Below are 24434 nucleotides of genomic sequence, written 5' to 3'. Positions count from 1 at the left end.
ATGAATATTCTTAACTCCCCCACTGACGTGGATCCTCGATTGCCAGAGCTCGAAGCGACGCTGAAAAAAGGTCTACTACCGCTTTGGATATATAACGATTCAGAGATCTTCCGCCAGGAAATGGAAAGAGTTTTCGCCAAGAAGTGGATATTCATGGCGCATGAAACTGAAATACCCAAGTCAGGCGATTTTGTCGCTCGAACCATCGGAGTCGACCCTTTCATCGTCGTTCGCGGTAATGATGGCGTAGTGCGCGTTCTTTTTGACAGTTGCCGACACAAAGGGGCTCGGGTATGTCGTGCTGATAAAGGAAATGCCCGATCGTTTGTCTGTCCCTATCACGGATGGACGTATGACACTGCAGGGAAATTGAGCGGAATCCCGTTAAAAGACGCTGGTTACAAGACACTGAATCAAGCCGAGTGGGGGCTGATGGCTGCGCCGCGCGTGGGTGTCTATCGAGGACTTATTTTCGCTACCCTCGATTCAGCCGCCCCATCTCTCGACGATTTCCTGGGCGACATCAAGTGGTATTTAGATCTTCATTTGTGTTTATCGCCCCAAGGCATGGAGGTTGTCGGCGAACCGCATCGTTGGAACATTGATGCAGACTGGAAATCTGGCTCGGACAATTTCGCAGGTGATGCCTATCACACACAATCGCTTCATCGCTCGGTTGTCCGGATTGGCGTTGTTGCTCCAGAAGTTTCGGGTGCTGCTGGTCGTAAGTTAAACAACAACAATGTGCACATCACCGAGTGCAGCGGACACACCACCAACTTCCGCTGCACGGATCCAGGAAATGTATTTTTTTGGGGTTATCCCGAAACCGTTCAAAAGCATTTCACTTGTGAGCAGCTTGTCCCTGCTCAAAAAGACATTGCTCAGCGATCCATGGTGCATACAGGCACTGTTTTCCCCAATCTGTCATTTCTCCACTTGAGTGTCACGTCGACTCCCGGTGAGCCGGTAGCCCCATTTTTATCCCTGAGGCAGTGGAATCCAATCGGTCCCGGAAAGATGGAGGCGCGCAGCTGGGTGCTCGTGCCGAAAGAAGCAAGCCCAGAATACAAGAGCCTTGCCTACAAAACCGCTGTTGCCACGTTCAGTCCATCCGGCAGTTTCGAACAAGACGATTCCACAGCCTGGGCTGGAATTTCCCGGGCTGCGGGAAGCATGTTTGCCAGATCCAGCGGTCAGCTATTGAATTTCCAGATGGGGCTGCCCGGAATGAGTGAAGCGAACGTCATGCAAACGTGGCCCGGACCCGGGATAGCTTACGACACCAACCTAGAGGAAGGTGTTCAGCGAACGTTCTACCGTCACTGGCTAACCACTCTGTTGGACAAGGGACAAAAGGAGACCAGTGGTGAACTCGTCGCAAAATGAATTGGATCACCGGGCATTGGAGAATTTTCTCTTTAACGAGGCCAGGCTTCTAAGCGACTGGAAGGTGGAACAGTGGCTTGAAAATGTTACGCCTGATATTTCATATAGGGTTCCCGTTAGATCAACACTAGAAAGCCCTAAAGAGTATGAGCCCGGATACAGCGCGACATCTTTTCATTTGCTCGAAGACTACGGCACGCTGAAAGCGCGTGTGCAGAGGCTCGCTACCCGCACGGCCTGGTCGGAAACACCTCCATCAAGAGTTCGTCGTCATATCTCCTGTGTGCAGTCTTCGATTGCAGGCGAGGGTGAGTTTTATGTTTCGAGCAATATGCTTCTTTTCTGGGGCCGAGATCTTGAAAGCGTGATCATTTCCGGGGAGCGGCAGGATGTGATACGGCTGGTTGACGGATGTTTAAAGCTTGCATCTCGAACATTGTTTTTAGACCATACAGTTTTGCCGCTTCCATCAATCCCATTTTTGCTATGAATGAATTGCACAACAGAAAGGTTTTGATAACTGGTGGAGCGAGTGGTTTGGGACTTGCCGTTGTCCGACGTTTCGTCGCCGAAGGCGCCCAGGTGGCTGTACTGGACCGTTCGAAAAAAGCTCTTGATGCTTTAAGAAAAGAGTGTGGAGTGGAGACTTTTGCCGGCGATGTCCGGGATTACGAATCGAATGCCCGCGCAGTTTCTGGAACCGTAGAAAAGTTTGGACGTCTCGATGTGTTTATTGCAAATGCTGGCGTTTACGACAATCGGGCCGCGCTATCGGGTATCCCAGGCGACATGCTGGGCGAGGCGTTTGACGAGCTCTTTGGCATTAACGTCAAGGGTTACCTTCTGGGCGCACGTGCTGCACTTGGCCCTCTTTCAGAATCGGGTGGAACAATCATATTCACGGCTTCTGTCTCCGGACTACATCCTGGATTCGGCGGAGCACTGTATGTTGCAGCCAAACATGCAATCGTTGGACTGACTCGTCAACTCGCCTGGGAGCTGGCACCCTCGGTTCGTGTAAACGCAGTCGCGCCAGGCTACGTCCCTACTCAGTTGGGGGGGCTAACGTCGCTTGGCCAGGGCAAGTCCGGTACCGCACCAAAGGCAGAGCAATTGCCATTGAATGTAATTCCCGATGCAGACGACTACACCGGTTGCTATGTATTGCTGGCATCAGAAGCTGGAGCACGAATAGCGACGGGAACCGTGCTTTTGGCGGATGGCGGACTTTCCTTGTCGGGGCCAGGGCTTAAAAATTTTAAACAGGAGCAACAATGAAATCAGTCAATTACGCCGTAAACGCGGAGTTGCGGCACAAAATCGAATCAATTATTCATGAGCATGCATGGCTCATTGATCAAAATCAAGCCGACCGACTCCACGAACTCTATGCCGCCAACGGAAAGATGCTGGGCGTTGGGATGGAGTTAAATGGCAAGGAAGCCATTCGCAAGTATGGGGTAGAGCGTGTCAAGATGACTGGCCGTAAAGCCCGGCATCTTTGCTCAAATCTTCGTATATCACCTGTCGATGCTGAGCACGTCCAGGGGAACTTCATGATCACGCTATATCGGCATGAGGGCGAAGGCTTGGGTGATGCAACACCTGTCGCGATCGCTGATATTACTGATACGTATGTCGTTGGTGGGGACGGCAACCTGCTGATTGAGCAGCGTCGTATCGATCTGGCGTTTGAATCAGAGGGACATCGAAAGACGCAGAAGAAAGCAGCCTGATATTGCTGAAAGACGCGAGGCGGTGATTGAGCGAGGTGAAGTCCACCTCAATTGCGCCATCTCAATTGCGGCGCGATGGGTGAACAACGGGAGTAGAAGGCTATTCAGCTACGATGCCGGCCTCTTTGATCGTGGTTGCGACCTTCGCCGTGTCATCTTTGATAAAGCTTTCGAATTCTGCAGGACTACTGCCGATTGCATCCATTCCCATCCCCACCAGCTTTTTGCGCATATCCGGAGCCTGCAATACTGCGCTTATATCTCTGGATAGTTGATCTATCAGTCTTTTAGGGGTTTTCGCCGGCGCAACAAATCCTTGCCAACCATATGATTCCAGAGCGGGATAGCCGGCTTCGATGATGGTTGGCACTCCAGGCAATTGAGGAGAGCGAGAGCGGCTAAGTGTGACGAGGGGCCTGAGCTTGCCTTCGTTGATAAAGGGCCCCAGTGAGGCTACGGTGTTCAATGTGAATGTGACCCGTCCAGCAACTATGTCGGGTAGGGACTGACTAATTCCCTTGTATGGAATGTGCGTAGCTTTCAGGCCAGTCGCGCGCGAGATACGTTCGCCAACAATATGCAATGCAGAACCGACACCACTGCTGTCGTAAGTAACTCGTGCGCCAGACTTCGCGTATTTGATTAAATCGTCAAAACTTTTGGCTGGCAATTCGCTTCCGACGGCCAAAATTAGGTTTACCTGACCCAGAAGAGAGATGGGGGAGAACTGATCCAAGGAATACGGCAGGTTCTTGTATAAAAACGGATTGATGGTGAAGGCGCCAAGAGTGGTGAGAATCGTCCGTCCATCTGGTGCAGCTTTAGCAACAAAATCGGAGCCGATGATGCTATTTGCCCCAACCTTGTTGTCGATGATGACGGGCGTACCCAACCTGTCCGACAGAGCTCTTGCGATTTCTCGCGTGACCAGGTCAGTGTTGCCGCCCGCTGGGTAAGGCACGACGATATGGATTGGTTGATCAGATTTGGGTTGTCCAAACAACAAACTTGAGGCACCCATAGTTGAGTTGCCCAGCAGAATTTTTACTATCGTCCGACGTTTCATACAGTTCCTTCTCGATCCTGAAAATGTGAGATGCCCCAAATTTGTGGCTTTGTCCGAGATTCGAGGACTTGGCTGCCGTTGAAGAGCGAATGCATTGGGCAAATCGTCTTTTGTGCTCGAGTGTAGGATTCAAACTTTGTCAGATCAATATTGAATATCGCAGTCAACTATGACAACTAAAAAGCCAGCAATTTCGTCGCCACCGACTGCGTCAGAGGAGTACATATCGCGAGAACAGGCGCTGAAGGTGCTCGGTGTCAAAGCCCAGACCCTCTATGCGTACGTCAGTCGTGGCTGGATACGAAGCATCCAGCAGCCAGGTGGTGGGAGGCGCAGCCTTTACGCCCTGATGGATGTAGAGAGTGCGAAGGCCAGAACGACAGCGCGCACCGGGCATTCAGTTGCTGCAGCGAGCGCGATGCGGTGGGGCGAACCCATCATTCCAACCGCCATAACTGAAATTACCCCTGATGGACCTCGATATCGGGGTAAATTGGCAGTTAACCTGGCTCGCTCGGAGACTCATTTCGAAAATGTGTCTGAATGGCTGTGGTCAGGATTTTGGTCAAGCGAGAAAGTTTTATGGACCATCAAGACACCGCCTAAACAGGCGTTAAAACTTTTCAGCATTGATCATGGCGGTAGTGACAAACACTTTATATGGTGGTTGGCGCAGTTAACTATGCTCGTTGGCAGCATCCGCGCCGCATTAATTGAGCAAGGTAACGCGCCCAATGCCACAGAGTCGACTCGTGAACTCATACAGCTGATGATTGGTTCGATGGGTAAGCTGGGACCAAACGGCAAGTTCTCGCCAATGGAGGCAGGCGAAAGTGTCACCGGGGCGTTGATCAGGGTGCTTGGACTCGAAAAAACCGAGCATAACGAACGCGCGTTAAATGGGATGCTGATTTTGATGGCAGACCATGAGTTGACAGGTTCCACATTCTCGGCAAGAGTCGCCGCCTCGCATGGAGCACTTCTGCATGCTTGTCTCACCGCTGCGCTGGCCACCCATTCTGGTCAGGAAATAGGGCGTATGCCAGATCGGATTGAGAATTTCTATAAATCATCTTCTCAAGCGGAAGGTTTGAAAATCAAGGTCAAAGCTTTGCAACAGCAGGGACTGGCTGCGCCTGGCTTTGGACATCCCGCCTATACCAAAGGAGATCCTCGCGCAGAATTCCTGATTCAGCTCGCGGAGCAAACCCCTAAAAAATCGATGCGGCTAAAGAATGCGCTAGATTTTTTGAAGGATGTGAAAGTTAGCATGCGCTTGTATCCAAGAGCTGAAATGGGAATGGTGATACTGGGAATGGGAATGCGACTACCCTCCGGGGCTGTTGCCGGAATATTGACGATTGCCAGGATGGCAGGCTGGGTCGCACACATTCAGGAACAACGCCTTTCCGGGTACATGCTCAGGCCTCGGGCGAAGTATGTGGAGAAACCCCAAGAGTGAGCGCTTCGTGGCTTACGCTTTCCACCAGTCAAGGTATCTCTTCCCGTTCAGGAGGGCTTGCACTTGGATATATAAGCGTCCTGGTGGTTTTTCAAAACAATGCTTTCCATCTCAAACGCCTGTCGCCCATCTTTGCCAACTACTTTCCATGCGGAATAGTTTTGAACCGGAAACCCATTCGCAGAAAACGAAATGTCACCTCGTACAGAGGAGAAGGTTCCTGAGCGTATGGCCGCGACCAACACATCAGGTTGGGACCATTTGTTGCCGGCCAGCCGAATTCCTTTGTCCAGAATCATCGCCGCGTCGTATCCTTGCACGGCAAACAATGACGGCAGTCTTTTGTATTTCTCCTGGAAGTCGTTAACAAATTTCCGGCTTGCGGGATTGGTTGCGCCAGAAGTCCAGGCAGATGTTGTAACCATCCCCGTGGCAGCTTCCTTGACGGCGGGCAGCGTTAATTCATCAAGTGTGAATGTACTGAGAAGCGGGTATTTTGATGTCAGACCTGCCTGCTGATACTGTTTGACAAAGTTGATCCCCATCGCACCCGGCATGAACGCAAACACAGCGTCGGGATTATTGCTTTGAACTTGCGTCAACTCTGCAGAAAAGTCGAGTTGTCCGAACGCTGGCAACAACTCTTCCACCACAGCTCCCTTGTAGAACCGTTTGAAACCCGCAATCGAGTCTTTCCCGGCCTGATAGTTGGGTGTGATGATAAGGATGCGCTTGTAGCCTTTATTTTGGGCATATTGACCCATAGCTTCATGGGGGCCATCATTTTGAAACGATGTCGATAAAAATAGCTTGGAGCAACGTTCACCAGCGAAAGGGGCGGGCCCACCGTTGGTCCCAATGAATGCAACTCCGGCGCCGACAATCCTGTCGAAGACCGCGTTCATGACGTTTGATGCGGTCACACCCACAATGACCTGTACTTTGTCTTTGGTGATTAACTTCTGGACTGCTTGAACGCCGACATCGGGCTTGAGTTGATCGTCTTCGCGAAAAATCTCGACCGACTGGCCACCCAGAGTTCCTTTAAGTTGCTCAAGTCCCAGAAGAAATCCTTCATTCTGATCCCTTGCAACCGCGCTCGCCACTCCGGTTGTCGAAGCTACTAATCCGATTCGCACCTGCGCAGATGCTGTAAATGGTAGAAGAAGCGCGAGGGAAAGGGCAAGCGTGACGTGTTTTTTCATTGTTGTCTCCTTCGATACAAATTCACCAGTCTCTGGCGTTTGTTTTGAAAATTTGTTGGTTCTGGACGTATGGGCGTGGAGCTTCTACGAGCCGTGTTCTTTACGCGAGGCAACCAATTTTTTGCGAGCGCGTTAACACTCTATTTACTAAAACTGATCAACTTTTGTAGAGGCAGCCCAGAATAGGACGCAGAAAAACTTTCAGCAATCTTGATTGCTCGATCAACCACGTTTAGACATGAAAATGCTCAACCGACAGACTTTGGTGCTAGGGTAAGTATGTAGTTGGGGTGGCGCCTGTTCTCAGTGTCTCCCTATGTTCGAGCGTGAGCTTGATAGCTACTCACTTTTTAATGATCGCGCCTGCTGTCGCGGTACAGCCCGGCAATCACATTGCGCAGCCAGATGTGGCCGGAGTTCTTGGCTTGGCGTTCATGCCAGTGTTGCTTGTCCTGGTAAGTCGGTATCGCAAAGGGCAGTTTCCAGGCGTTGGCCTCCTTTGCTCTGGCCATCATCTCACCTGCTCACTCTGGCGGTACCTCGATCAACGGATGTGTTGCCAGTAAGGAAGGCGTGAATGGAATGGCGTCACGCGGTGAGTTGATAAGTCGCACCTAAGATTGGAGTCAACGTATGACCCAGCGAAGGCGACGGCCTCCGCTTGATGCTACAGAGAAGGCAAAGAACGCTCCGACAGAACGCCACAGGATGTTTATTTCGCTCCTCACGGAAATGTACGCCTACGAAAACGGCGTTCGCGACGCACCTTCGATCCCTGCTAGACGGGAATGAACGTACGTCTACCGGAAATCCGGCGATAGTTTGAACTAAGCCCCACTTGTGCTAGGCGAGGGCGCTGTAACCGAATGGGTCTGCATTGAACTGTTTTCGCGCGGGATCTTGCATGGTCGAAAGTTCCTAGCGTTGAGGAGCAGCATTTCTGCTCCTAGGCGGTTCAAATATGTGCCCCGTACCCGCACAACTTAAAAGTTGCCGCTTTCTATGCCTACTTACGCTAATGTAAAGTTTAAGTAGGTTAGAAAATCAACGCACAGCCTAACTACTTCAACGGGGTTGTACTCTTGGGGAGCCGGCTGTGGATCAATCTTCATCATCATCCCAGTCGTAGATCAGTTTGGCCGATTCGACATGGCACGCTGGTTCAGCAATCAGATATTTTCCAAGTTTTTCGATATGCAGATGACACCTCACTGAGATCTTCTGCCCTATGGGAAAGCGCTCTTCGTGGATATCCATTGAGATAAGACCGTCTATTTCCAGTGTCTCTGGCTCCCCAGCCTGAGTGTTGGCTAGAGAAAAATCGAAAGGCAAATATATTTCCCTCACGCCGTCGCAGTTGCTCACCGCCATTTCACCGCTCACACTACCATCATTGACTGCTGTGATATCGACTAGGGTGACTAGGGTATTGAACAAAGACGTTTCATCCACATGCAGTTGCGCGTTTGGTAGGCACTGTGTCAAAGCCTCGTTTATCCAGGTGATGTGAGACATTGCGGGCGCTCGAGGTCTGAGTTCAATTGCGCGTTCAAGCACGCCTTGAAGCTGCGGAACTATGTGAGCTGCGATGCTCAGGTCTTTTGCTTCCTGGCCGGCTGACACGGCAGTTTTGTATGAGGCAAACGTCTTGTAGCCAAGCGCTGCAGCGCAGAGCTCAAGCGCGTGACCATGCTGTAAGGGTGGAAAACCGGGGCCCTGGCTGGCTTTTTTGGCTGCGAAGGCCAGGCTGTTGATATCAACGGACATACGTAACTCCATCAAGTAGATGTAAGGCAATCCAGCGATTACTTGCCCCACACCCTGCGGAGTGCATGGGTTGATCTGAGGGAAGATTGAAAACGAAACCTGTCTGTTTATCAGCCGCTGGAAGCTGAGGCGGACGCCTTGCGATAGATGATACGCACAACTTCTTGGCGCCGCAAGTGACTCGCCTCAAGAACGACCCACCTACTCAGCTCGCCTTTTCCCTTTATGAGAATAAGGGTGTGCTTGCAGTGCTGCTGGGTTCTGGTTTATCTCGTTCAGCTGAAATCCCCGCTGGCTGAGAGATAACGTTGGATTGGGTGCGCAGGGTGACTGTCTTGCGAATGCGCCCTTGATGTGCGCTCCTAGCTGATACAAGAGGGTAACTACATGGGTTGTGGCTCAAACCATCGAGGCGATCCAGTTTATCGGTCAGGGCGTCAGCGGCGGTGTCAAAGACGGATGGACTTTGTGCGTCCAGATCTCTATGCAAAATGTGCCGCAGCACCGAGGAAATCAGGTACTCGAAGTAGGACCGCTCAGCTTCGCCTTCGAAGTTCAGGCCGCGAAGCATATGCTCGAGCCGGTGATGCAGCGGGAGGTGGGTTGTCGGTTGCTTAGCTATGCTTTCGCCCTTCACCAGGTATGAGCTAAGAAGCGCCGCGAGAATTGCCCATCCTCGTGACAGCTTCTCTGTGTCACCAAGCATGGGGTTGACCAATGCCTCAAACGCCCCGTTGTCGGCATCCTTCTCAAGTTCGAGAATTATCTCTTTAGGAGGATTTTCAGCCCTGATGTCTAGGTGTCTCTGTTCAGCGTGAATGAACTCGTGGACCAGCATGAAGCTGGTGGCTTCCTGAAAGACAAGATTCGCCTTTTCGCCGTACCAGCGCTCCTGACTGCTTCGATAATTCTCCGGAGACGGCAGATGCGCGGGCCATGGGGTATACGAGGCGCGTAAACCGAGCGCCCATTCGAACAACTCACGCGCGCGACTCAGAAGAGGTGTACGGTCATCAATCTGTGCCGGTGACTCTCCTCGCAAAAGTGGCTTGTGCACACCCTCCTCGTACAAGATCATCCAGGCATAGATGAACGCCCAAAGAATCTCCAGATAGGACACCTGCAGCCGGATTCCCGGAGCTGAATCGCGGCTTTCGCGCGATATCTTCGGCGCAACCGGAATCGCTGGTCGCTCATCGAGCTCGATCTCAGGGCTAATGCGGCCCTGCTCTACGGCGGCTTGCAGCCGTGCCTGGAAACTCTCGTTGGCTTTCTCAAATGCACTGAGAATGTTGTACCGAAGCGCGAGCACGGGAGAAGTGTACCCATTCATCATTAGTCTGCTTGTACCGGCTGGGAGGCAGCGTCCCAGTCTGCGAGCATCAGCCTGTATCCCAACACTTGCGCGTTCGCATCAGTGATCTCGTTGCGAAAGAGGGAGGCTTGGTCCTGCGCAATGGACGGACCGGCGCCGTTCTCTTGGACCTGACTAATCGCTTTCTGCGCACACTCGGCGAGAAACGTGCCCGCGGCCATTATCACTACATCGTCGCCCTTCCTGAGCGTCAGAAAACTCTCCACACCACCTGCAAGCCGTGCCACGAGTTCGTTGAGGTAGTCCGCTTCCTCGGAGTTCAGGTCCCGGTCAAGACCCGTCATCGCCGCCGAAATACTGGTACAGTCGCCAAGTATTCTGTCGAATGTCGCAGTCGCAAGGTCATCGAGCAGAGGATACGGAAGCAGCGCTTGCCATTCCTTCGTGAACTCGAATTGGGGAAAGACAGTCGAAACTCCGCCCATGGCAAACCGAGCGGCGACCTTCCCGCGTAACAAAGGAGCCACTGCGCGATGGTCAGGGCCGTCCCAGCTGTGCTCGCTTGCAAAGCGCTCGAAAGCTTGAAAAAACTCTACGATTTCGTTGCACGGCACAAGAATGGAGAACGATGCGGGAGGCCACAGGTGATCAAATGGGTCATTGCGGGCCACCACCACACATCCGGGCTGAGCTCCTCGAAATTGGACTTCGAGCTCTCGACGGCGCGCCTCAATCAGGTCCTCACTACGGGAGAGTGCCTGAGCACTAGCGGCGCCAAGAGCGGAGTGCTTGCGTGACCGCTTCGATAGCGCGGCTCTACTTGAATGCGACTCGGAGGGGCACGTGTGCATATCCGCCAGAACGTAGGAAATCTCTTTGAGCAACTGTTCGGCGCCCTCGAAGTCGACATCGCTCGCCAAGTCCGTGTATCGCCAAAGCTCAGAAGAGGCTACCGCACGCATCTTGTTTGAGATCTCTATCGAGTTGATCGCCTTTAGCAGGGGTCGTTCGACTTTACCTGACACGAGGTCTTTTGTGATTTCCTGGATTCCCTGCACCACGTCGGCGACGGTGTCTGAAGTGTCGTAACTTCCGTGGTCCAGAACTCCGGAGACGGACGAGCGAACGCGACCAGGGAGGATCATTCCAGTAAGAAACTGTCGGATTGATGCAAGCGCATGCAGCTTCGAGGGTGCTGGCTCCAAGCGACAGAAGCACTCTGCGGCAAGGCGCAAATTCGAAAGCGTGTCGCTTAGCGCTATCGCCAGGCTATTGGCGCGAGCGGTTTCCCCGTCCGTCTCCTGAACCTGCTGAACGCTGCGAAGCTGTGCCCGGTTCCAAGCCACCCGCGCCGGAACGACTATGCGGCTGCGGTCTAATCGGACGTCAGCCACCGGATAGTCTCCCACCTTCAGAACGCTACCATCCCCAAGGACTGCGGAGACAGCAGCCGCTTGAGCGACCGGCTCGGCCGCAATGAGCATGTCGCAGATTGAAAACGCGCGTTCGTGCAGATTAGACTGCACTGCGTCGTTCACCAAGCGGATGTTGGCCCGGACGACGGATACACCGTCGCCATCGTTCTCCAGCGTGGGCTTCGTCAACCAAGCGGTGTCACTGTGCAATCTCTCGAGGAGGTGGGCTGAACCGCCGTGGGTTGTGAGAGATTCGGCTGCAAGTTGCTCGCTCAACTCGCGCAGCACGCTAATGAAGCCAAGCACCTGCGAAGCCGATGCAGACTCGCTGAAAGGGGTGCTCACCAGCCACTGGGGGGTGGCCGGCGGTTGCGTTGTGCCATGTAGGGGCATGAGTGCAGCTGCGAGTTCGACCGCCTGCTGCAAACTCCAGGAGGGAGGTGGCGGTGAGCTGAAGAGCTGCATTGACAACTGCAATCGCTTGTCCGGTATGTCGATGCCCGAGAAGCGGCTCATCGCACCGCGAATTTTCTCCCAAAAGTCCATCCCTTCCAAATTCGCATTCGCTATAGCGAGCCCGAATACCGTGTGCGCGAAGCGTTCGTCGATCTTCTCGTCCTTGCAGACTTCCATCCAGGCCTTGCCGACGAGATCGCAGGTGACCAATCCCAAGCCGTGAAACGCCGCAGTCCAAGCCTCAATGTTGGAGCTTGGGAGCAAGGAGGCCAAGTCTTGTACTACCGCGTCGTGAACAATGGGTAGCTCGCGATAGAGACTGACGATAAAGCTGGCGAGATCCTTGAATTTGATGCACGTCAGGGCAAGGTGCAGAGAGGATAGCTCAGTCTGATGTGTTATCTCCCGAAGCAGGACGTCCAGGTGCCGTGACCTGATTTCATGGAGCCCGCCGACGGAGTCGTCGCCCACTAGCGCGACGGCGTGCTCCTGAACCAAGCGGTTTAGAGCTCTGGCAAATGTGATTGGGGTCAGGCCACTCTTTTCGCGTAGACGTTCCTTGTCGATAGCTGCGGAGAAGCGTGAGGCGAATGAGACTGCCTGCAAGATCAAGAGCTCATCCTCACGAGCCTCCATCACGCGCTGGCGCAACTGGTCGCGAAGCACCGCTTCGAGCCTTTGCCCTTGGGTCACCAGGTGCGTGAATTCGAGTAACAGCCCCTTGCTCTCTTCGAATGGTTCGCGCCAGTGATGAAAGCGACGCGCCTCAGGCGATGGCAACTGGGTGAAAAGCCGAGTCGCGAGTTCTTCGTCCAGCTGTGGCCTGACGATCGTGGTGCTCCGAAGGTCAGCCAGGAGATCTAGGTCTTCTTCTCGAATCGTGCCAATCAGGATGACGCCTTCAGACTCCCCAGCCATGCGGACCACCTCGTCCCAGGTGTCGGCGAAGTTTCTGCCTACGTCGTCAAGGATGAATCCGACCCTGCGACTCCGACTCGCCTCATTGGCCTTCGCAACACGTAGCAAAAAAGCGGACTCACCCGGCGCGAGTCTCGCAACTCTGTACCACATCACATCGTGCCGCGTAGAGTTCGCATACAGCCATGCGCTGGCTGACTTTCCGCTACCTGATTGGCCGGCGATGAGGGTCGCTCTTCCGCTTTCGACAACGGTCTCAACCTGCTCAGTGACGGCTGGACGCTCGAACACCAGGCCGGCCGCGACATGGCCAGCTACTACGTTCACGCCTGCGTAGAACGCTTTATCATGAACCTTAATGGAGAAGTCGACGATTTCACAGATGCCGTCCTGGATGGCGCGCTGCAGTCCGCCTTCCTGAGTGGCGAGGAGAACGCGCTCCACCGCCCCTACCACGTCGGCAGTCGTTACGTTTGCGGGGTCGGATGCCTTCGCAGAATAGTTCTCATCAGAGCAGCGACCTGCGTCCACGCGAAGTTGTTGTGCCACGAGCCTGCAAGCGAAGGCGGGCGCGCCTGTATTTTCGGTGAGGAACTGAACGCAGCGCTCGATTGGAGTGCTCTCGACCAGGAGAAATGAACGCTCAAGCAATTGCTCCACTGTGAAGCTTCTCGCTGAGGGAGGGAGCGCATCCAGAGCGTGGCGGACTACAGCAATATCCTCGTACCATGACAGAGGCACCTCCCATCCTTTGGCCTTCAGGCCGATGACAGGGCGCTCCAGGATCACAGCGATACGCACACTGTCGTTAACCCATTCTTCCTGCGACAGTAGGGTCGCAGTCTTCTGCAGGTACTCGGCGAGTTGCAAAGCGCGAAACATGCCTTTCGGATCGTGCATGGACTTCGCCTGAATCCGGGTCTCTACTCCGTCAACGAACAGGGTCAGGTCGTCCAGACCTTCAGGCACGAGTTTGGCGATCGCGCCCCTATGCCATTGCTCCAAAAGTAGGAAGGTTGCGGCAGCATCCTGATAGCGGAAGCCGCGGCCAGCACGTGCTCCGGCGCGCGTCTGCTCCCAACGTTGGTCTTTTAGAGTGCTCATCGACTTCCATTTTCGTACTTATGGCGCATTCCCGAGCGCCGCGCTCAGCAGCGCCTTCGCGACTTGACAGTGTCAGAATCGGGACAGCCTCTGTGAGGCGGAGGTCGGCGATCGTCGATATGACAAGCAATGAAGTCTGCTCCCTGCCAATCGTCACTAAGCCGCAGGCAGTTGTAGCCATAGTCGGCTAGATGACCAGCGACTTTCTGAAAATTGAAATTCTCCTGTTGGCGGGGGTTAAGTGTCTATTTTATTTTGGTAAACATCGGATTGCCCTCAGGTGTGTTGAGGTTAGTTAACCTTCAACATATCCACTCACGGTAGACCGCGGCCATGCGGAATTGGTGATCAGCTGTATGTAGAAGCGAACTACGTTTTCCACAGGTCCTCTAAATCCACGTCATCACTGCTTGGCCTGTGTTCCTTGAGCAAGGGATCAACCTTCAAGATCATCGGCAAATCAAAAGCTGTCCCTGTGACCACACAACAACCCTTCGCGAGGGTGGGTATCAGGGCCTTGGACGAAGAATCTAACGTGCTGATAGTATTGTCCAAAAGCATAAGGTCGCGCTCGTTGACCAGGCGGTGGATGAAGAAATTATGAATCTGTGAAACGATGGTCGGTGAGATGTCGGCCGGACGTTGGCTGGAGAGGGTCAGGTAGACACCATACTTTCTGCCCTCCTTGATGATCTCTTCAAACAGCTCAAGGCGGTAATCTTTCCAAATCTCATGCTCTCGCGTGGATTGCTCTGAAAGGATGTTGTGCGCTTCGTCAATGATGAGGTGCAGAGTCCGGGTTGGTGGGCTACCAAGGTTTTCGGATTCTTTGTGATTGATGTAGAAATTCTTGGCTATGAGCAGGGGCAGGATCTTCTTGATCTCGTTCTTGCATTTCTTAAGAGAAATGACATGCAAGAGGTGCGGTGGCGGTGGTACATCCACGATTTCAAGCACATTGCGAAGTGCTGTAATAGACGATTTTGCTCTCGATAGTACGGGTTGAATATGCTCGTATTGCGCGTAGCCAAGTACGACATCTGAGCAAAGCTGTAGGTAGCACCTCAGAATGAGCTCGGTAAACTGGTCCATGCCTGCAATGTCTACATGTTCATTCAGCAACGGCTTTAGGTGAGCCTCAAAGCCGTCACTGTCGGAGTTGTAGTAGTTGCCGTCCGAATCCCTAAAGTACTTTTTCTGCGAGTTATAAACGATTCCCTTTAAGTGGTCCTGCAGCGGCTCACAGTTAAGAAGGCGAGCAATCTCTCGGCTGAGTTCTAACGCATCAGGCTTTGGCTCGCTTGCACTAAAAGCTTTCTCAAAGGTTTTTTCAATGTAACGTTCAAGCGGAACATCCTTGAATCTTTCCTTGCCGCTCAAGACTCGCCTCAAAAAGGGCTGTTGTGTGTTGGTAGTTGCTTGAAATAGCAGGCTCAAGGTTTCCGCATCCCAAAAGTGCGAGGCTTCAATCTTGAATTTATGACCACCTTTCTTTGAATCAAGAGCGGTGATCTGCTTGTCCTTGGCAGGCAGGATCTGTCCCTCGGTATATTCGCCGTTAAAGTCGATGATGACGAACTGGCTCTTGTTTTTTAGACCGGAAATCTTCTCGTTGAAGAGCGCTGTGTATAACTTTGCAAGAGTGTTGGATTTTCCGCTTCCAGTGTTGCCGAAGATTCCTAAGTGGCTATTGAAAATACGAGTCCACGGCAAGTTGATGATCACGTTCTCCTTGAGCATCGTACCTATAGAGAATTTGGTCTTCCCTTCCGTGCCGTAGATCTTGCCAACCATAGGCTCACTTAGAAGTGATGCCTTATCTCTGATCATTGGCATGAACTTGACGCCTTCAAAGAAAACGTCGTCGACGATATAACCTATGGGACGTACATCTACCTTGCGAACGTACGAAGACTTCTCGTCATCGTCATTAACTTTGCGCTCATCAAGATATTCGCCTTCAACCAGACAAACAATATCAATAAAGCCGCGCTGTATTGAGACATGCTCCCGGAGAGACACTCCCCGGTATTTCACTCCATCATAAAAGATGGTCTCTTGGCTGGAATCGTCAAAGATGCGAAGTGAAATTCGGATTCCTGAGACGGCTATCACTTCACCGACAACGATACTCACGGTAAGTCCCCGGCAACTGGCGGAATGTATTTTTCTGGCTTGAGAGAAAAAACATACTTGTTGAAATTTGTGAAATCGAGCTTTTCGTCGTCTGGTGGAGCGATGACGGTGACATTTTTCCAGAGTTTGAACTCTTCTCTCAATGCCTGTGCGCCCGATTGGCTAAAGCAGCAGATGAACGTTTGGAGTTGTGGATTTGAGAGGGAGCGTTGAACGAGCTTCAGAATGTGTTCATCTGCGAAAGAAAATCCGAACGTGATCAGAATGGAGTTCGGCTTTTCAAGCTCATAGCTCAGAAGCCGGAGCATCTGATAGTAGTGCTCTTCAAATACAGTTTCGTGAAACTTCCATTTAGTGGGGTTGACTACCGGAAGCTTGTCGTACGCGTCCCAAAAAGTTTCCGTGTGCTTGGTGGTAAATGAAACGTTGGGAATATTTGCTGTGGTTGCCCCCTTGGTTCCGAGGTACTCGGAGAAGGGCTGAATCTTGTCTATTGCTTTCGAGTTCAAAATGCTGGTGAAGTCGTTGGTGTACCGGACTTCAATCTTTTCTCCATTCTTTGACCAGTACACCGATCCATGGAGATGGATGATGTTGAGCTGAGGGATCCCGTAATTAGTTCGCTCAAAGATTCCCGTTTGGCATTGAAACGTATTGAAGTTCTTGGCGTGAAGATGCTTCTTCTGAAAGCCAGATGATCCGTCATTGACGACGAAATCATGCGAGCCATTCATCAGAATCTTGTCGGCCGTGTGAGCTAGACAACCGTCATAGTTCGTCGTAAAAACATTAATCTTGCGGTTTAATTCCTTACGCCGATCCAACAGCCCCAGGAGTGTCTTGAGGAAAAGTTCATAGTTCTCAAGATTGGTCAGTCCCTTGCCAGTCACTACTTTGGCTGGGTCGAAGGTCTGTACCGGGTAGATGCACGTGTTGTAGTAGTGCATGAAAAGTGCTGTGCGCTTTTGCAGATTTTTTTCAAAAGCAGTGGCAAGGGTCTCAATTGACTGCCACTCATTGTTTGGCCCCTTGATTTCTAGGCCTAGGGTCGGAAATAGATCTGCGGATGCGCCCGAGCCAAGCAAGATATTGATGTTCTTGTTATAAGTGTCTAACGCCTCAATTGGCTCAAACATGGGGGCTCCTCCGATCTCTGGTAATTTTGCCCAGGGTAATCAGTGACTTCTTGGATGCTCATCTTTCTCTTCAGAAGGCTGTGCTCAACGCTTCCCGAGGGACGCTACTTATTGTCGCTGACTTGGAGGGCTATTCAAAGTATCTACAGCTGGTTGATGGCACACATCAAGCTATAGGTTTTAGTAGAGGGTGGTTGTCCGCAGGTAGCGGGAAAGTGCTGTACTTCCCCACTCGTGTTGCTTGCTGGCCCTCCAAATTCCTTCGTGTCGGTGAGAATGGCGCTGGCTAGCTAGCCCAACAGCTCGACTGCCTCTGACATCGCAAAAATAGCAGATCCGAGATCCGCATCTGCTATTTTTTCTTGCTGCTTCCTTCAAACTGCCGCTGTTTGATCCACCATAAACATAGAGAACTCCAACGCGTTTTGCTTAAGTCGAGCTCCCGCCCCAAACCAGGCAGATGAAAGCCTCGTGTCTTCAGTCCTTGTCTTGCGCTCATGATCCGAGAACTGCGTTAAAGCATTGAGTGCACCCCACACCGTGTTCTTCGATGACGCCAGTGCGGCACCTTTGCCAGCACCGTCATACAGCCGTTGCACCGCCTCCAGTGCGCGCTTGCGTTTTAGCTTCACAGTCTCCTGTGGTCCGTCTGATGCCTCCCCGTGCAATGCCAGCTGGAAGAACCGAATCGCCTCTTGTTTCGTGATCTTGGTCCTGGAGGCTTTGGTCATCAAGTCGACGTAACTCTCCCACTGCGCCTTCGCCATACCCAAGTTGGATTTCACATACTCGGCATCAAACGCCCGAGAGTGGGGAATCCGGATGCCTATGTTCTCCAACGTCGCATGCAGGGTGTTCTGACACACCACCCGAATCGAGGTCGGAATCACCGAAGTCGCCAGGGTCCCGTCACAACTCGTCGCCAGCAGCAAGTAGCCTTCCACCGAGTCATCGCCGGGCAGATGCATCACTTCCCGCATTCGCGCCAGCGCCCAGAAGCGCCGGCCACCTCGCAGGCAGCCTGCTGTCTCTAGTTCGTAGCCCTGGGTCTCCACCAATCCCCGGAAGAACTCCAGCACCGCTTTAGGCTGCACCAGGTGGTAGTCCTTGGAGACCACTGACAGCGGTTTCAAGGTGTCGCTACGGTAGAGCACCTGTTGACCCTCATAGGTCACAAAGGGTGCATCCTTCTCCCTGCCGGCTTTGAACTCAAGCGGCGCCTGCTGGATGTGCCACTCCATCCCTGCTGCCTTGGCCCAGACCTCGATAGGCTGGTCTTTGGGGAGGATGTTTCCCAGACCATGCCAGGGCTTTTCGCCAACGTAGGCGATGGAGTTGATTTCGTGTGACATAGAAGTTCCTTATGAAATTAAAGTGATGAATGAAATAAAGATGTGTGGGTGGATCTAGCCCATCAGCGCCGCACTCGGGTTGTGGTCAAACAGACCCATACCGCGGATGTAGCGGTGCACCATCTGCTCCGTCCTGTGACCGGTCTGGCGCTGGATGGCCCAAGTGGGTGTGCCGACCTTCACAGAGCTGGTCACAAACCCCGCTCTGAGGCTGTGCGCTGAATAGCCTTTGGTGTCCAGGCCATGCGCCTTCAGTCGCTGACGGAGAATCCAGCCCACAGAAGCTCCGCAAAGGGGGGATTCGCGCAAGAAGCCGTAACGATCAATGCGGCGGAACAGCGGCAGCCCACCAACATGGTCTGGACACGCCGCCCGCACCCAGTCTTTAAGCGCTAGTACCGGGCAGTCTTTGGTCCGGGTATAGGCAATGGCAATGTCTCGGCCCCGGTGGTTGGCATCCGTTTTGGAGGATCGAAGCCGAATCACGACCCCGCGTTTGCTAAAGGTCAGATCCGAGACCTTCAGACTCACGATTTCGGAGCGCCGAAAGCCTCCTGCAAACCCAACCAAGAGCAGGGCGCGGTCCCGGATGTTGCGAAGTCGATCCTCTCCTTTTAAGGGCGCTGAGATCTTCTTGAGCATGCTGGAGGACAGCGCATGAGCTCGCTTGACCGATCCGCCGTGCACCCGCTTGATACCGCGTATCGTCGACTTCACCAAAGGCGATGTCCAAGGAGACGGCAAACCTTTCACAGAATGGGCTCGGACGATCGAGGCTAAGTGCCTGCAAAGGGTGGAGCATTTCAAGCGCTCGGCCTGCTGGGCCAGATATCTGGCCACCATGCGGGGTGGGGCCGGGATGGTTCCGCCCCAGGCCAGGAACTGCTTTAAGTCCGCCGCGTAGGCCGCATGGGTGCTGGGCGCCAGGCTTTGCTGGACGTAGGTGGAGACTTTGAGCCTTGCCATTCAGTACTCCTCCGGCAGCATGAAAGTGGTGGTGCGCCTGTGCATGTCTGTGACGCAGCAAAGCGTCTCTTCCAGCGTCCGACTGGTTTCGGGATAGGGCACCTGCAGCTTGTAGACGGACTTCACCTCGCCCTTGTTAAGCAAGGCTTCCTCATTCAAGGTGCGAAGCGGTCCATCGATGTCGCCCCAGTCGCCCCGCGCATGCCGGTTGGCCAAGGCAACCGACGACACGCCTGCGCGCTGCAGCAGGGCCAGGGCTTCGCGGGTACTTCGCACGTAGCCCAGTTCCAGGCGGGGTCGAAGTCTGGAGGCGGGGAGGGAGGGAGGTGATGTGGACGCGGAGGGCAGTGATGTGGGAGGTGTTGAAGGGGTTTCTGACATAGACACGCTTTCTTTGGAACGAGCGACTCCCCAACGTGCAGGCACGCTGAAAAATCAGGGGTTAAAGAAGGGAAAAGTGCTAACCGTCAGAAGCGGCTAGAGCAGCAACATCAAGGGCCTTGAAACCTTTCGGACAGGACTTGCTCTTGGGCGCTTTGTGAGCGCTTGAAGGCTGTACTGACGGGGAAGTTGCAGGGCTTCAATCCAAGCTGCTGGATTGCTGTATAGCACCGCTTTTTGGGTCTGCACGTCCGCTGCAGAAAGTGCTGCGGACGCCTTCAGTTTATGTAAGACAGCGTGTCTCACCCACCTTTTTCGGTGAGATTTCAGCTGTCTTGCTGTTCTTTTGGTTAGATTCGTGCTGTCTGGGTGAGATTTACTGCTTAGACGATGAAAAGCAGCAGATGTTGCTTGTTTTGCAGCGTGAATAACTTGCGCTGAGCCCTGCTTCTCGTACTACCAAAAGTAGGCTTATTCCATGAGGCTGGAAGCAGCTGCGGAGCCAAGATTGCCCCTCCTGGGCTTATAAGCTGGTACCGAGACGCAGGTTATGCTTTCTACACCAAAAAAGGGGCGGGGAGACCAATGGCCGAGTTGGGATTATTTGCTGGGCTGGATTCCACAGGGGCGATCCGTTTTGTGGGAGATGTGCCACGAGGCCTTGCCTGCCAATGTTTTTGTCCTAGCTGCGCAAGCCCGCTGGTTGCCAAGAGAGGCGAAGTCAATGCTTGGCATTTTGCTCATGAGGCTAGTCAGGAGCGGCCTGAGTGCCTAGTTGGTGCTACCAATTTATTGCGTCGTGTAGCAATAAAGCATCTGCGACTCACGCCGCATCTAGAGTTACCGCCGTACACAGCCGTGATCAGGGCGGGGAAATTCCCCCGTATCGTTACGCGAGAATTTAACTGGATACCCCAGTGTCTTTCAATCTCTGATTGGCGTTCCCATCCCGCTCAGAAGGGAGAGGTGGGACGAATGCTGACCGACTCTGGAGTTTCAGTGGTTTTGTATGTTGACGTGGCGGCGCAGCCGAACACGCGAAATCCTGACCTTGGTATTGACGTTGGCGAAGTCCAATTTCTTATTCCGTCGCCTGAGCCTGGTCAGCTAAGAGCTTTGTCCGATGCGATAAGTCACATCTCTAGAGGTGGAGGATTTCATTGGATTTACTTGCCTGATGTCACAGGTCAGGTGGCAGCAATCCAGGAAGAGGCTTTTGCCGCTGCGACGGCGCTTGAGCGCGAATATGAAAAGGAGAGGCGCAGTCAAGAAAAGGTCGCTCAAGAGATCCTAAGCCTGCGAACAATGTCGGGGCGTATGCCGCTGACTGAGGTAATTCTCAATGCTCCGCAACCGCAGCCAGCTAACCCATCCCCCACCGATGAGACACCGTGGGCAACATGGCGGAAGCCAAACACAACGTTTATGTTTTATGGGTTGCATGACGGGACCGGCTGGATGATCATCACTCACCAGGACCAGCGTCTGATAGCGGTACCGTGGCCTTTTTTTGAAGGTTGGGATAGGGCCCTACCAGAGCGATGTGGCAAAGCGGATCTGGAATTGGGGGGCGTTTCAATGGACAATTTCACCGCAACCGCGCTCTACCTGCGAGACAAGCAGAAGGTCATGCGATTCTCGACAATCTGGCAAGACATATTGAATGCCGCATAGTTCTCACTAAGGTGCATCATGCAGAGTTCCACTAGCAATGTGGATAGCTTCAGTTTGTGGGCCTTGTGGCCACTCGAGCATCAACAATCCTGAGCAGATGGGTTGCAAGAATGACCATTTCCTGCGCATCGGCTAGGTCGGTAATCATGCCGGTGCGATGAGAGACTCCGTTTTTGTATGAAATGGCGCCGACGAACAGGTGAGCGAGATTTTCCCTTTCGGCGTCTGTCTTGGTTTGATCTCGAAGCGGCCCGGTGTCTTTGTGGAATGCCTGTCTCATAAGGTTTATGCCCAAGTCGTTCGGGCCATATCCGCCTGCCATGCGCACCGCAACCTCGACAGCTCGGAATGCCTCAAACACTGCTGTATCGAGTCTCCCACGCAATAAGTCTGCCCACACATCATCAGCAATTGAAGGGTGCAGAAGCTCCTTAGGAAAACCAATTTGCCGTTTAAACCGTTGGAAGTTATTGGTGGCAATTACGTGATCACCCGCACGGCTTAAGCGATACCAGCCATTTGTCCCGTTGGTGCCTGGCGCGGGGATGAGCAGGCCCGCCGTTGTTAAATAATTCCAAGCCTCTGCAATGGCGGCCTGAATGTCGTCACGATGGTGTGCGGCGTAGCCACCTTGACCGTGGTCACCGTTGATGTCCCGGTCAAACTCTTGAACGTGAACCATAAGGCGCTGGCGTCGGTCCGCCGCGATGCGCAGCACGGTTTCGGCCAATTCGTGAACAGGTGTCGCGAGAAGATCGTTACCGGTTTGGTAGAAGTCTGTAAGTCTTGGCATGTCCTTCCCCTATTGGTGGAAGTTTAGCAACAGCAAAAACTCTGAAATAAGCGTTTTGGCGTCCCTCTCAGCACAATTTGACCTGCTCACCCTGGAGTCTGAGCCTGGTCCAAATGTCGCATCAACTTTCAGTTTCGGAACCAGGCTCTTACATCAGTGGGTGCGGGTTCGGGTGCCGCGTATTCCGTTCAATCGCAACGTAGCAGAGTGTGCGCTGAGCTTCCAGCCGCAGCTCGAATGCTTTCCCATTGCCAGTGAAGTAGCCAATCATTGCGAACATGAAGCTCGAGAAGCCCACCACAAACAGAACTCCGACCGCATCTGACGGTTTAATCCAGCCCACGAGCGCCCCTCCAGCGATGAGTCCCAAGAAGAGCCAAACAAAAATGCACTTGAGCACAACTGTTGAGGCTTTGGCGTAGAGCCGGTCCGCAAATTGTTCAAGAATCTCGGAATCGTAGGCAGTCATTTCGTCTCCTCCTATTTAATTTTGGCAGCGCTCAATATCAGTCGTCTGTCACTGCATTTTGCTTGCATCGAAACGCAGATCACGGCTGCTCGCCACATGCGTAGCCCAATCTTCCATCAGTTGCCTGCGGCGTTCGACCATGCTGCCTCGCGCATAGGCACGAACAGTCAGGTCGCCAACCGTGTGCGCAAGCGCGAACTCAAGCATCTCGTGGGGATAGTCGGTGGCTTCGTCGCCCCAGGTGCGGAAGCTCGCCCTGAACCCGTGCACAGTGAACGGGACATTCATGCGACGCAGCATTTGCGTAAAGACCATATCGCTGAGAACCTTGCCGCGAAGACTGGGGAAGATCAAGGAATTGGACGATTCTGGCGGGAAGGTGACCTTCGCCCTCTTCAAGGTCTCTTGCGCCGCTGCCGATAATGGCACATGGTGGGAACGCTCCGCCTTCATCCGCTCGGATGGCACTACCCAGTCTTTGAAGTCCTCACTCACTTCATTCCAGGTCGCACCACGGACTTCTCCTGAGCGGGAGGCTGTGAGGACGATAAATCTCAGCGCCAGCTTGACCTGGTCGGCGGAAGTGCCCTCGTCTACCGCTTGAAGCAGACTGCCCACAAAGCGGTGGGGACAAGAGGAATGGTGTTCCACCTTGCGAGCACGCTCATTGGAGCCCAGCGCCAGTTTCACCTGCTCCCAGAATTCGCTGTCTCTGCCAACGCTGTAGTCTTTGGCGGCGGCGAAATTGAACACGGTACGCACCCGCTGAAACACCCTGGTGGCCGTCTCCGCCTTGGTCGTCCAAATAGGTGCAAGCGCATCCACGATGTGCTGTTTGGTGAGACTGTTGATGGGGCGCATACCGAATTTGGGGATCGCATACTTCTTCAGTGTGTTGATCCACTGATCGCCATGCTTGGCGTTCTTCCAGTTCTGGGCGTTAGCCTGCAAGCATTCTTCGGCGCATTGCTCGAACGTCTTGTTCTGTGATTCGGTCTGGGCTTTGGCTGCGGCGCGGTCGTCCCGCTCTTTGTTCCGCAAATCGATCGGGTCCCAGCCGTCGGCCAGCTGCTGGCGACAGACCCTTGCCCTTTCTCGGGCTTGGGCCAGACTAAAGGCATCCACGGACCCTAGGCCCATTTCTCGAGTCTTCTTGTGTTTGGTGTACCTGAAGATCCAGGAGCGGGCGCCCTTTTCAGTAACCTGTAAATACAAGCCGTGTCCGTCCAAGTAGTAGCCGGGCAGCTTTTTTTTGCTGTTCACGGCAGGGTCGGAAAGTAAGTTGCGCCGGGTCATGAGCCGGAAATTCTAGCTAAGAGTTACCCACAATGCTACCCACATTTTGAATTGCGTTGCTATGGATTTCTTTGGTGTGATTTGCACTACTGAAAAGATAGCAATTGCGTTGAAAGCCGCGCCAGGCTTAGCTTTTTGGACTTTGTTGGATTTATTTGGGGCAATGCGGCGCTATAATTTTTCCGTCACCCTCTCCGCCAGATAGTCAATAAAAAAGCGCCTTTCGGGGCGCTTTTTTATTTCTCCTGCCAGCTCTCCCACCGTCAAAATTTGCTCGAGGTTAATAAAAAAACTCAGGCTTACCGGCCTCGTTCGCTGGCTTCACACTCTGCTTAAAGTTCAGGAAAACTTGGAGTGGCATTCAAGAGAGGGGGGGGGCAGTAGAGCCATTACCACCA

20 protein-coding genes and 1 pseudogene are annotated in these 24434 nt (G+C 53.2%); 7 read left to right on the top strand and 14 right to left on the bottom strand.

The annotated features are described in order from the left end of the window. From HYX42_RS13150 to HYX42_RS13135, 4 genes are read left to right on the top strand one after another with little or no spacing between them, the layout of a single operon-like run. On the top strand, positions 1–1389 hold the full coding sequence (locus tag HYX42_RS13150) for a Rieske 2Fe-2S domain-containing protein (RefSeq protein WP_293403701.1): 1389 nt from the start codon (positions 1–3) through the stop codon (positions 1387–1389). After that, the gene (locus tag HYX42_RS13145) at positions 1370–1879 is read left to right on the top strand and encodes an aromatic-ring-hydroxylating dioxygenase subunit beta (protein WP_293403699.1); all 510 of its coding nucleotides are present in this window, start codon (positions 1370–1372) and stop codon (positions 1877–1879) included. Before HYX42_RS13150 ends, HYX42_RS13145 begins: the two co-directional genes overlap by 20 nt. Next, positions 1801–2667, top strand: coding sequence for an SDR family NAD(P)-dependent oxidoreductase (locus HYX42_RS13140; RefSeq protein ID WP_293403697.1), 867 nt, complete (start codon positions 1801–1803; stop codon positions 2665–2667). The genes HYX42_RS13145 and HYX42_RS13140 overlap by 79 nt, the downstream gene beginning before the upstream one ends. Beyond that, complete coding sequence (locus tag HYX42_RS13135) at positions 2664–3125, top strand: nuclear transport factor 2 family protein (RefSeq protein ID WP_293403695.1); 462 nt, start codon at positions 2664–2666, stop codon at positions 3123–3125. Before HYX42_RS13140 ends, HYX42_RS13135 begins: the two co-directional genes overlap by 4 nt. Before the next feature lie 100 nt (positions 3126–3225). Here HYX42_RS13135 and HYX42_RS13130 read toward each other — a convergent pair whose 3' ends face one another. Next, on the bottom strand, positions 3226–4191 hold the full coding sequence (locus tag HYX42_RS13130; protein ID WP_293403693.1) for a tripartite tricarboxylate transporter substrate binding protein: 966 nt from the start codon (positions 4189–4191) through the stop codon (positions 3226–3228). Between the two features lie 169 nt (positions 4192–4360). Between HYX42_RS13130 and HYX42_RS13125 the strand changes: the two genes are divergently transcribed. Further along, complete coding sequence (locus HYX42_RS13125) at positions 4361–5653, top strand: citrate/2-methylcitrate synthase (protein ID WP_293403691.1); 1293 nt, start codon at positions 4361–4363, stop codon at positions 5651–5653. Between the two features lie 47 nt (positions 5654–5700). Here HYX42_RS13125 and HYX42_RS13120 read toward each other — a convergent pair whose 3' ends face one another. The 10 genes from HYX42_RS13120 to HYX42_RS13075 all read right to left on the bottom strand — a co-directional run bounded on the left by HYX42_RS13120 (position 5701) and on the right by HYX42_RS13075 (position 19699). Further along, complete coding sequence (locus tag HYX42_RS13120) at positions 5701–6858, bottom strand: ABC transporter substrate-binding protein (RefSeq protein WP_293403689.1); 1158 nt, start codon at positions 6856–6858, stop codon at positions 5701–5703. A gap of 350 nt (positions 6859–7208) precedes the next feature. Beyond that, positions 7209–7370: a hypothetical protein gene (locus tag HYX42_RS13115; RefSeq protein WP_293403687.1), complete on the bottom strand. Its 162-nt coding sequence runs from the start codon at positions 7368–7370 to the stop codon at positions 7209–7211. Between the two features lie 589 nt (positions 7371–7959). Next, positions 7960–8625: a hypothetical protein gene (locus HYX42_RS13110; protein WP_293403685.1), complete on the bottom strand. Its 666-nt coding sequence runs from the start codon at positions 8623–8625 to the stop codon at positions 7960–7962. A gap of 223 nt (positions 8626–8848) precedes the next feature. Beyond that, positions 8849–9958: a phage exclusion protein Lit family protein gene (locus HYX42_RS13105; protein ID WP_293403683.1), complete on the bottom strand. Its 1110-nt coding sequence runs from the start codon at positions 9956–9958 to the stop codon at positions 8849–8851. A gap of 2 nt (positions 9959–9960) precedes the next feature. Next, on the bottom strand, positions 9961–13833 hold the full coding sequence (locus HYX42_RS13100; protein ID WP_293403681.1) for a hypothetical protein: 3873 nt from the start codon (positions 13831–13833) through the stop codon (positions 9961–9963). A gap of 369 nt (positions 13834–14202) precedes the next feature. Next, on the bottom strand, positions 14203–15969 hold the full coding sequence (locus HYX42_RS13095) for an ATP-binding protein (protein WP_293403679.1): 1767 nt from the start codon (positions 15967–15969) through the stop codon (positions 14203–14205). Next, positions 15966–17105, bottom strand: a complete 1140-nt coding sequence (locus HYX42_RS13090; protein ID WP_293403677.1) for an SIR2 family protein — start codon at positions 17103–17105, stop codon at positions 15966–15968. The genes HYX42_RS13095 and HYX42_RS13090 overlap by 4 nt, the downstream gene beginning before the upstream one ends. 374 nt (positions 17106–17479) lie before the next feature. Further along, positions 17480–18457, bottom strand: coding sequence for a DUF932 domain-containing protein (locus HYX42_RS13085; protein WP_293403675.1), 978 nt, complete (start codon positions 18455–18457; stop codon positions 17480–17482). 54 nt (positions 18458–18511) lie between these two features. Next, positions 18512–19423, bottom strand: coding sequence for a tyrosine-type recombinase/integrase (locus HYX42_RS13080; RefSeq protein ID WP_293403673.1), 912 nt, complete (start codon positions 19421–19423; stop codon positions 18512–18514). Next, the gene (locus HYX42_RS13075; protein WP_293403671.1) at positions 19424–19699 is read right to left on the bottom strand and encodes a hypothetical protein; all 276 of its coding nucleotides are present in this window, start codon (positions 19697–19699) and stop codon (positions 19424–19426) included. A gap of 690 nt (positions 19700–20389) precedes the next feature. Here HYX42_RS13075 and HYX42_RS23245 point away from each other — a divergent pair. Together HYX42_RS23245 and HYX42_RS13070 are read left to right on the top strand one after the other, a co-directional pair. Then, positions 20390–20548 (top strand): annotated as a pseudogene (locus tag HYX42_RS23245) (competence protein CoiA family protein); the annotation flags it as partial. Between the two features lie 231 nt (positions 20549–20779). Further along, positions 20780–21478, top strand: a complete 699-nt coding sequence (locus HYX42_RS13070) for a hypothetical protein (protein WP_293403669.1) — start codon at positions 20780–20782, stop codon at positions 21476–21478. A gap of 49 nt (positions 21479–21527) precedes the next feature. Here the strand turns inward: HYX42_RS13070 and HYX42_RS13065 are convergent, their stop codons facing one another. From HYX42_RS13065 to HYX42_RS13055, 3 genes are all read right to left on the bottom strand, one after another. Continuing rightward, a complete protein-coding gene (locus tag HYX42_RS13065) occupies positions 21528–22271 on the bottom strand; it encodes a TIGR02391 family protein (protein ID WP_293403667.1) in 744 nt (247 codons plus the stop codon). Between the two features lie 148 nt (positions 22272–22419). Further along, the gene (locus HYX42_RS13060) at positions 22420–22740 is read right to left on the bottom strand and encodes a hypothetical protein (protein ID WP_293403665.1); all 321 of its coding nucleotides are present in this window, start codon (positions 22738–22740) and stop codon (positions 22420–22422) included. A 48-nt stretch (positions 22741–22788) separates the two neighbouring features. Continuing rightward, positions 22789–24036, bottom strand: a complete 1248-nt coding sequence (locus HYX42_RS13055; protein WP_293403663.1) for a site-specific integrase — start codon at positions 24034–24036, stop codon at positions 22789–22791. Positions 24037–24434 lie beyond the last annotated feature (398 nt).

The sequence above is a fragment of the Polaromonas sp. genome (assembly GCF_016185115.1).
Taxonomy (GTDB): Bacteria; Pseudomonadota; Gammaproteobacteria; order Burkholderiales; family Burkholderiaceae_C; genus Polaromonas.
This window is presented reverse-complemented; position numbering and strand designations above follow the sequence as displayed.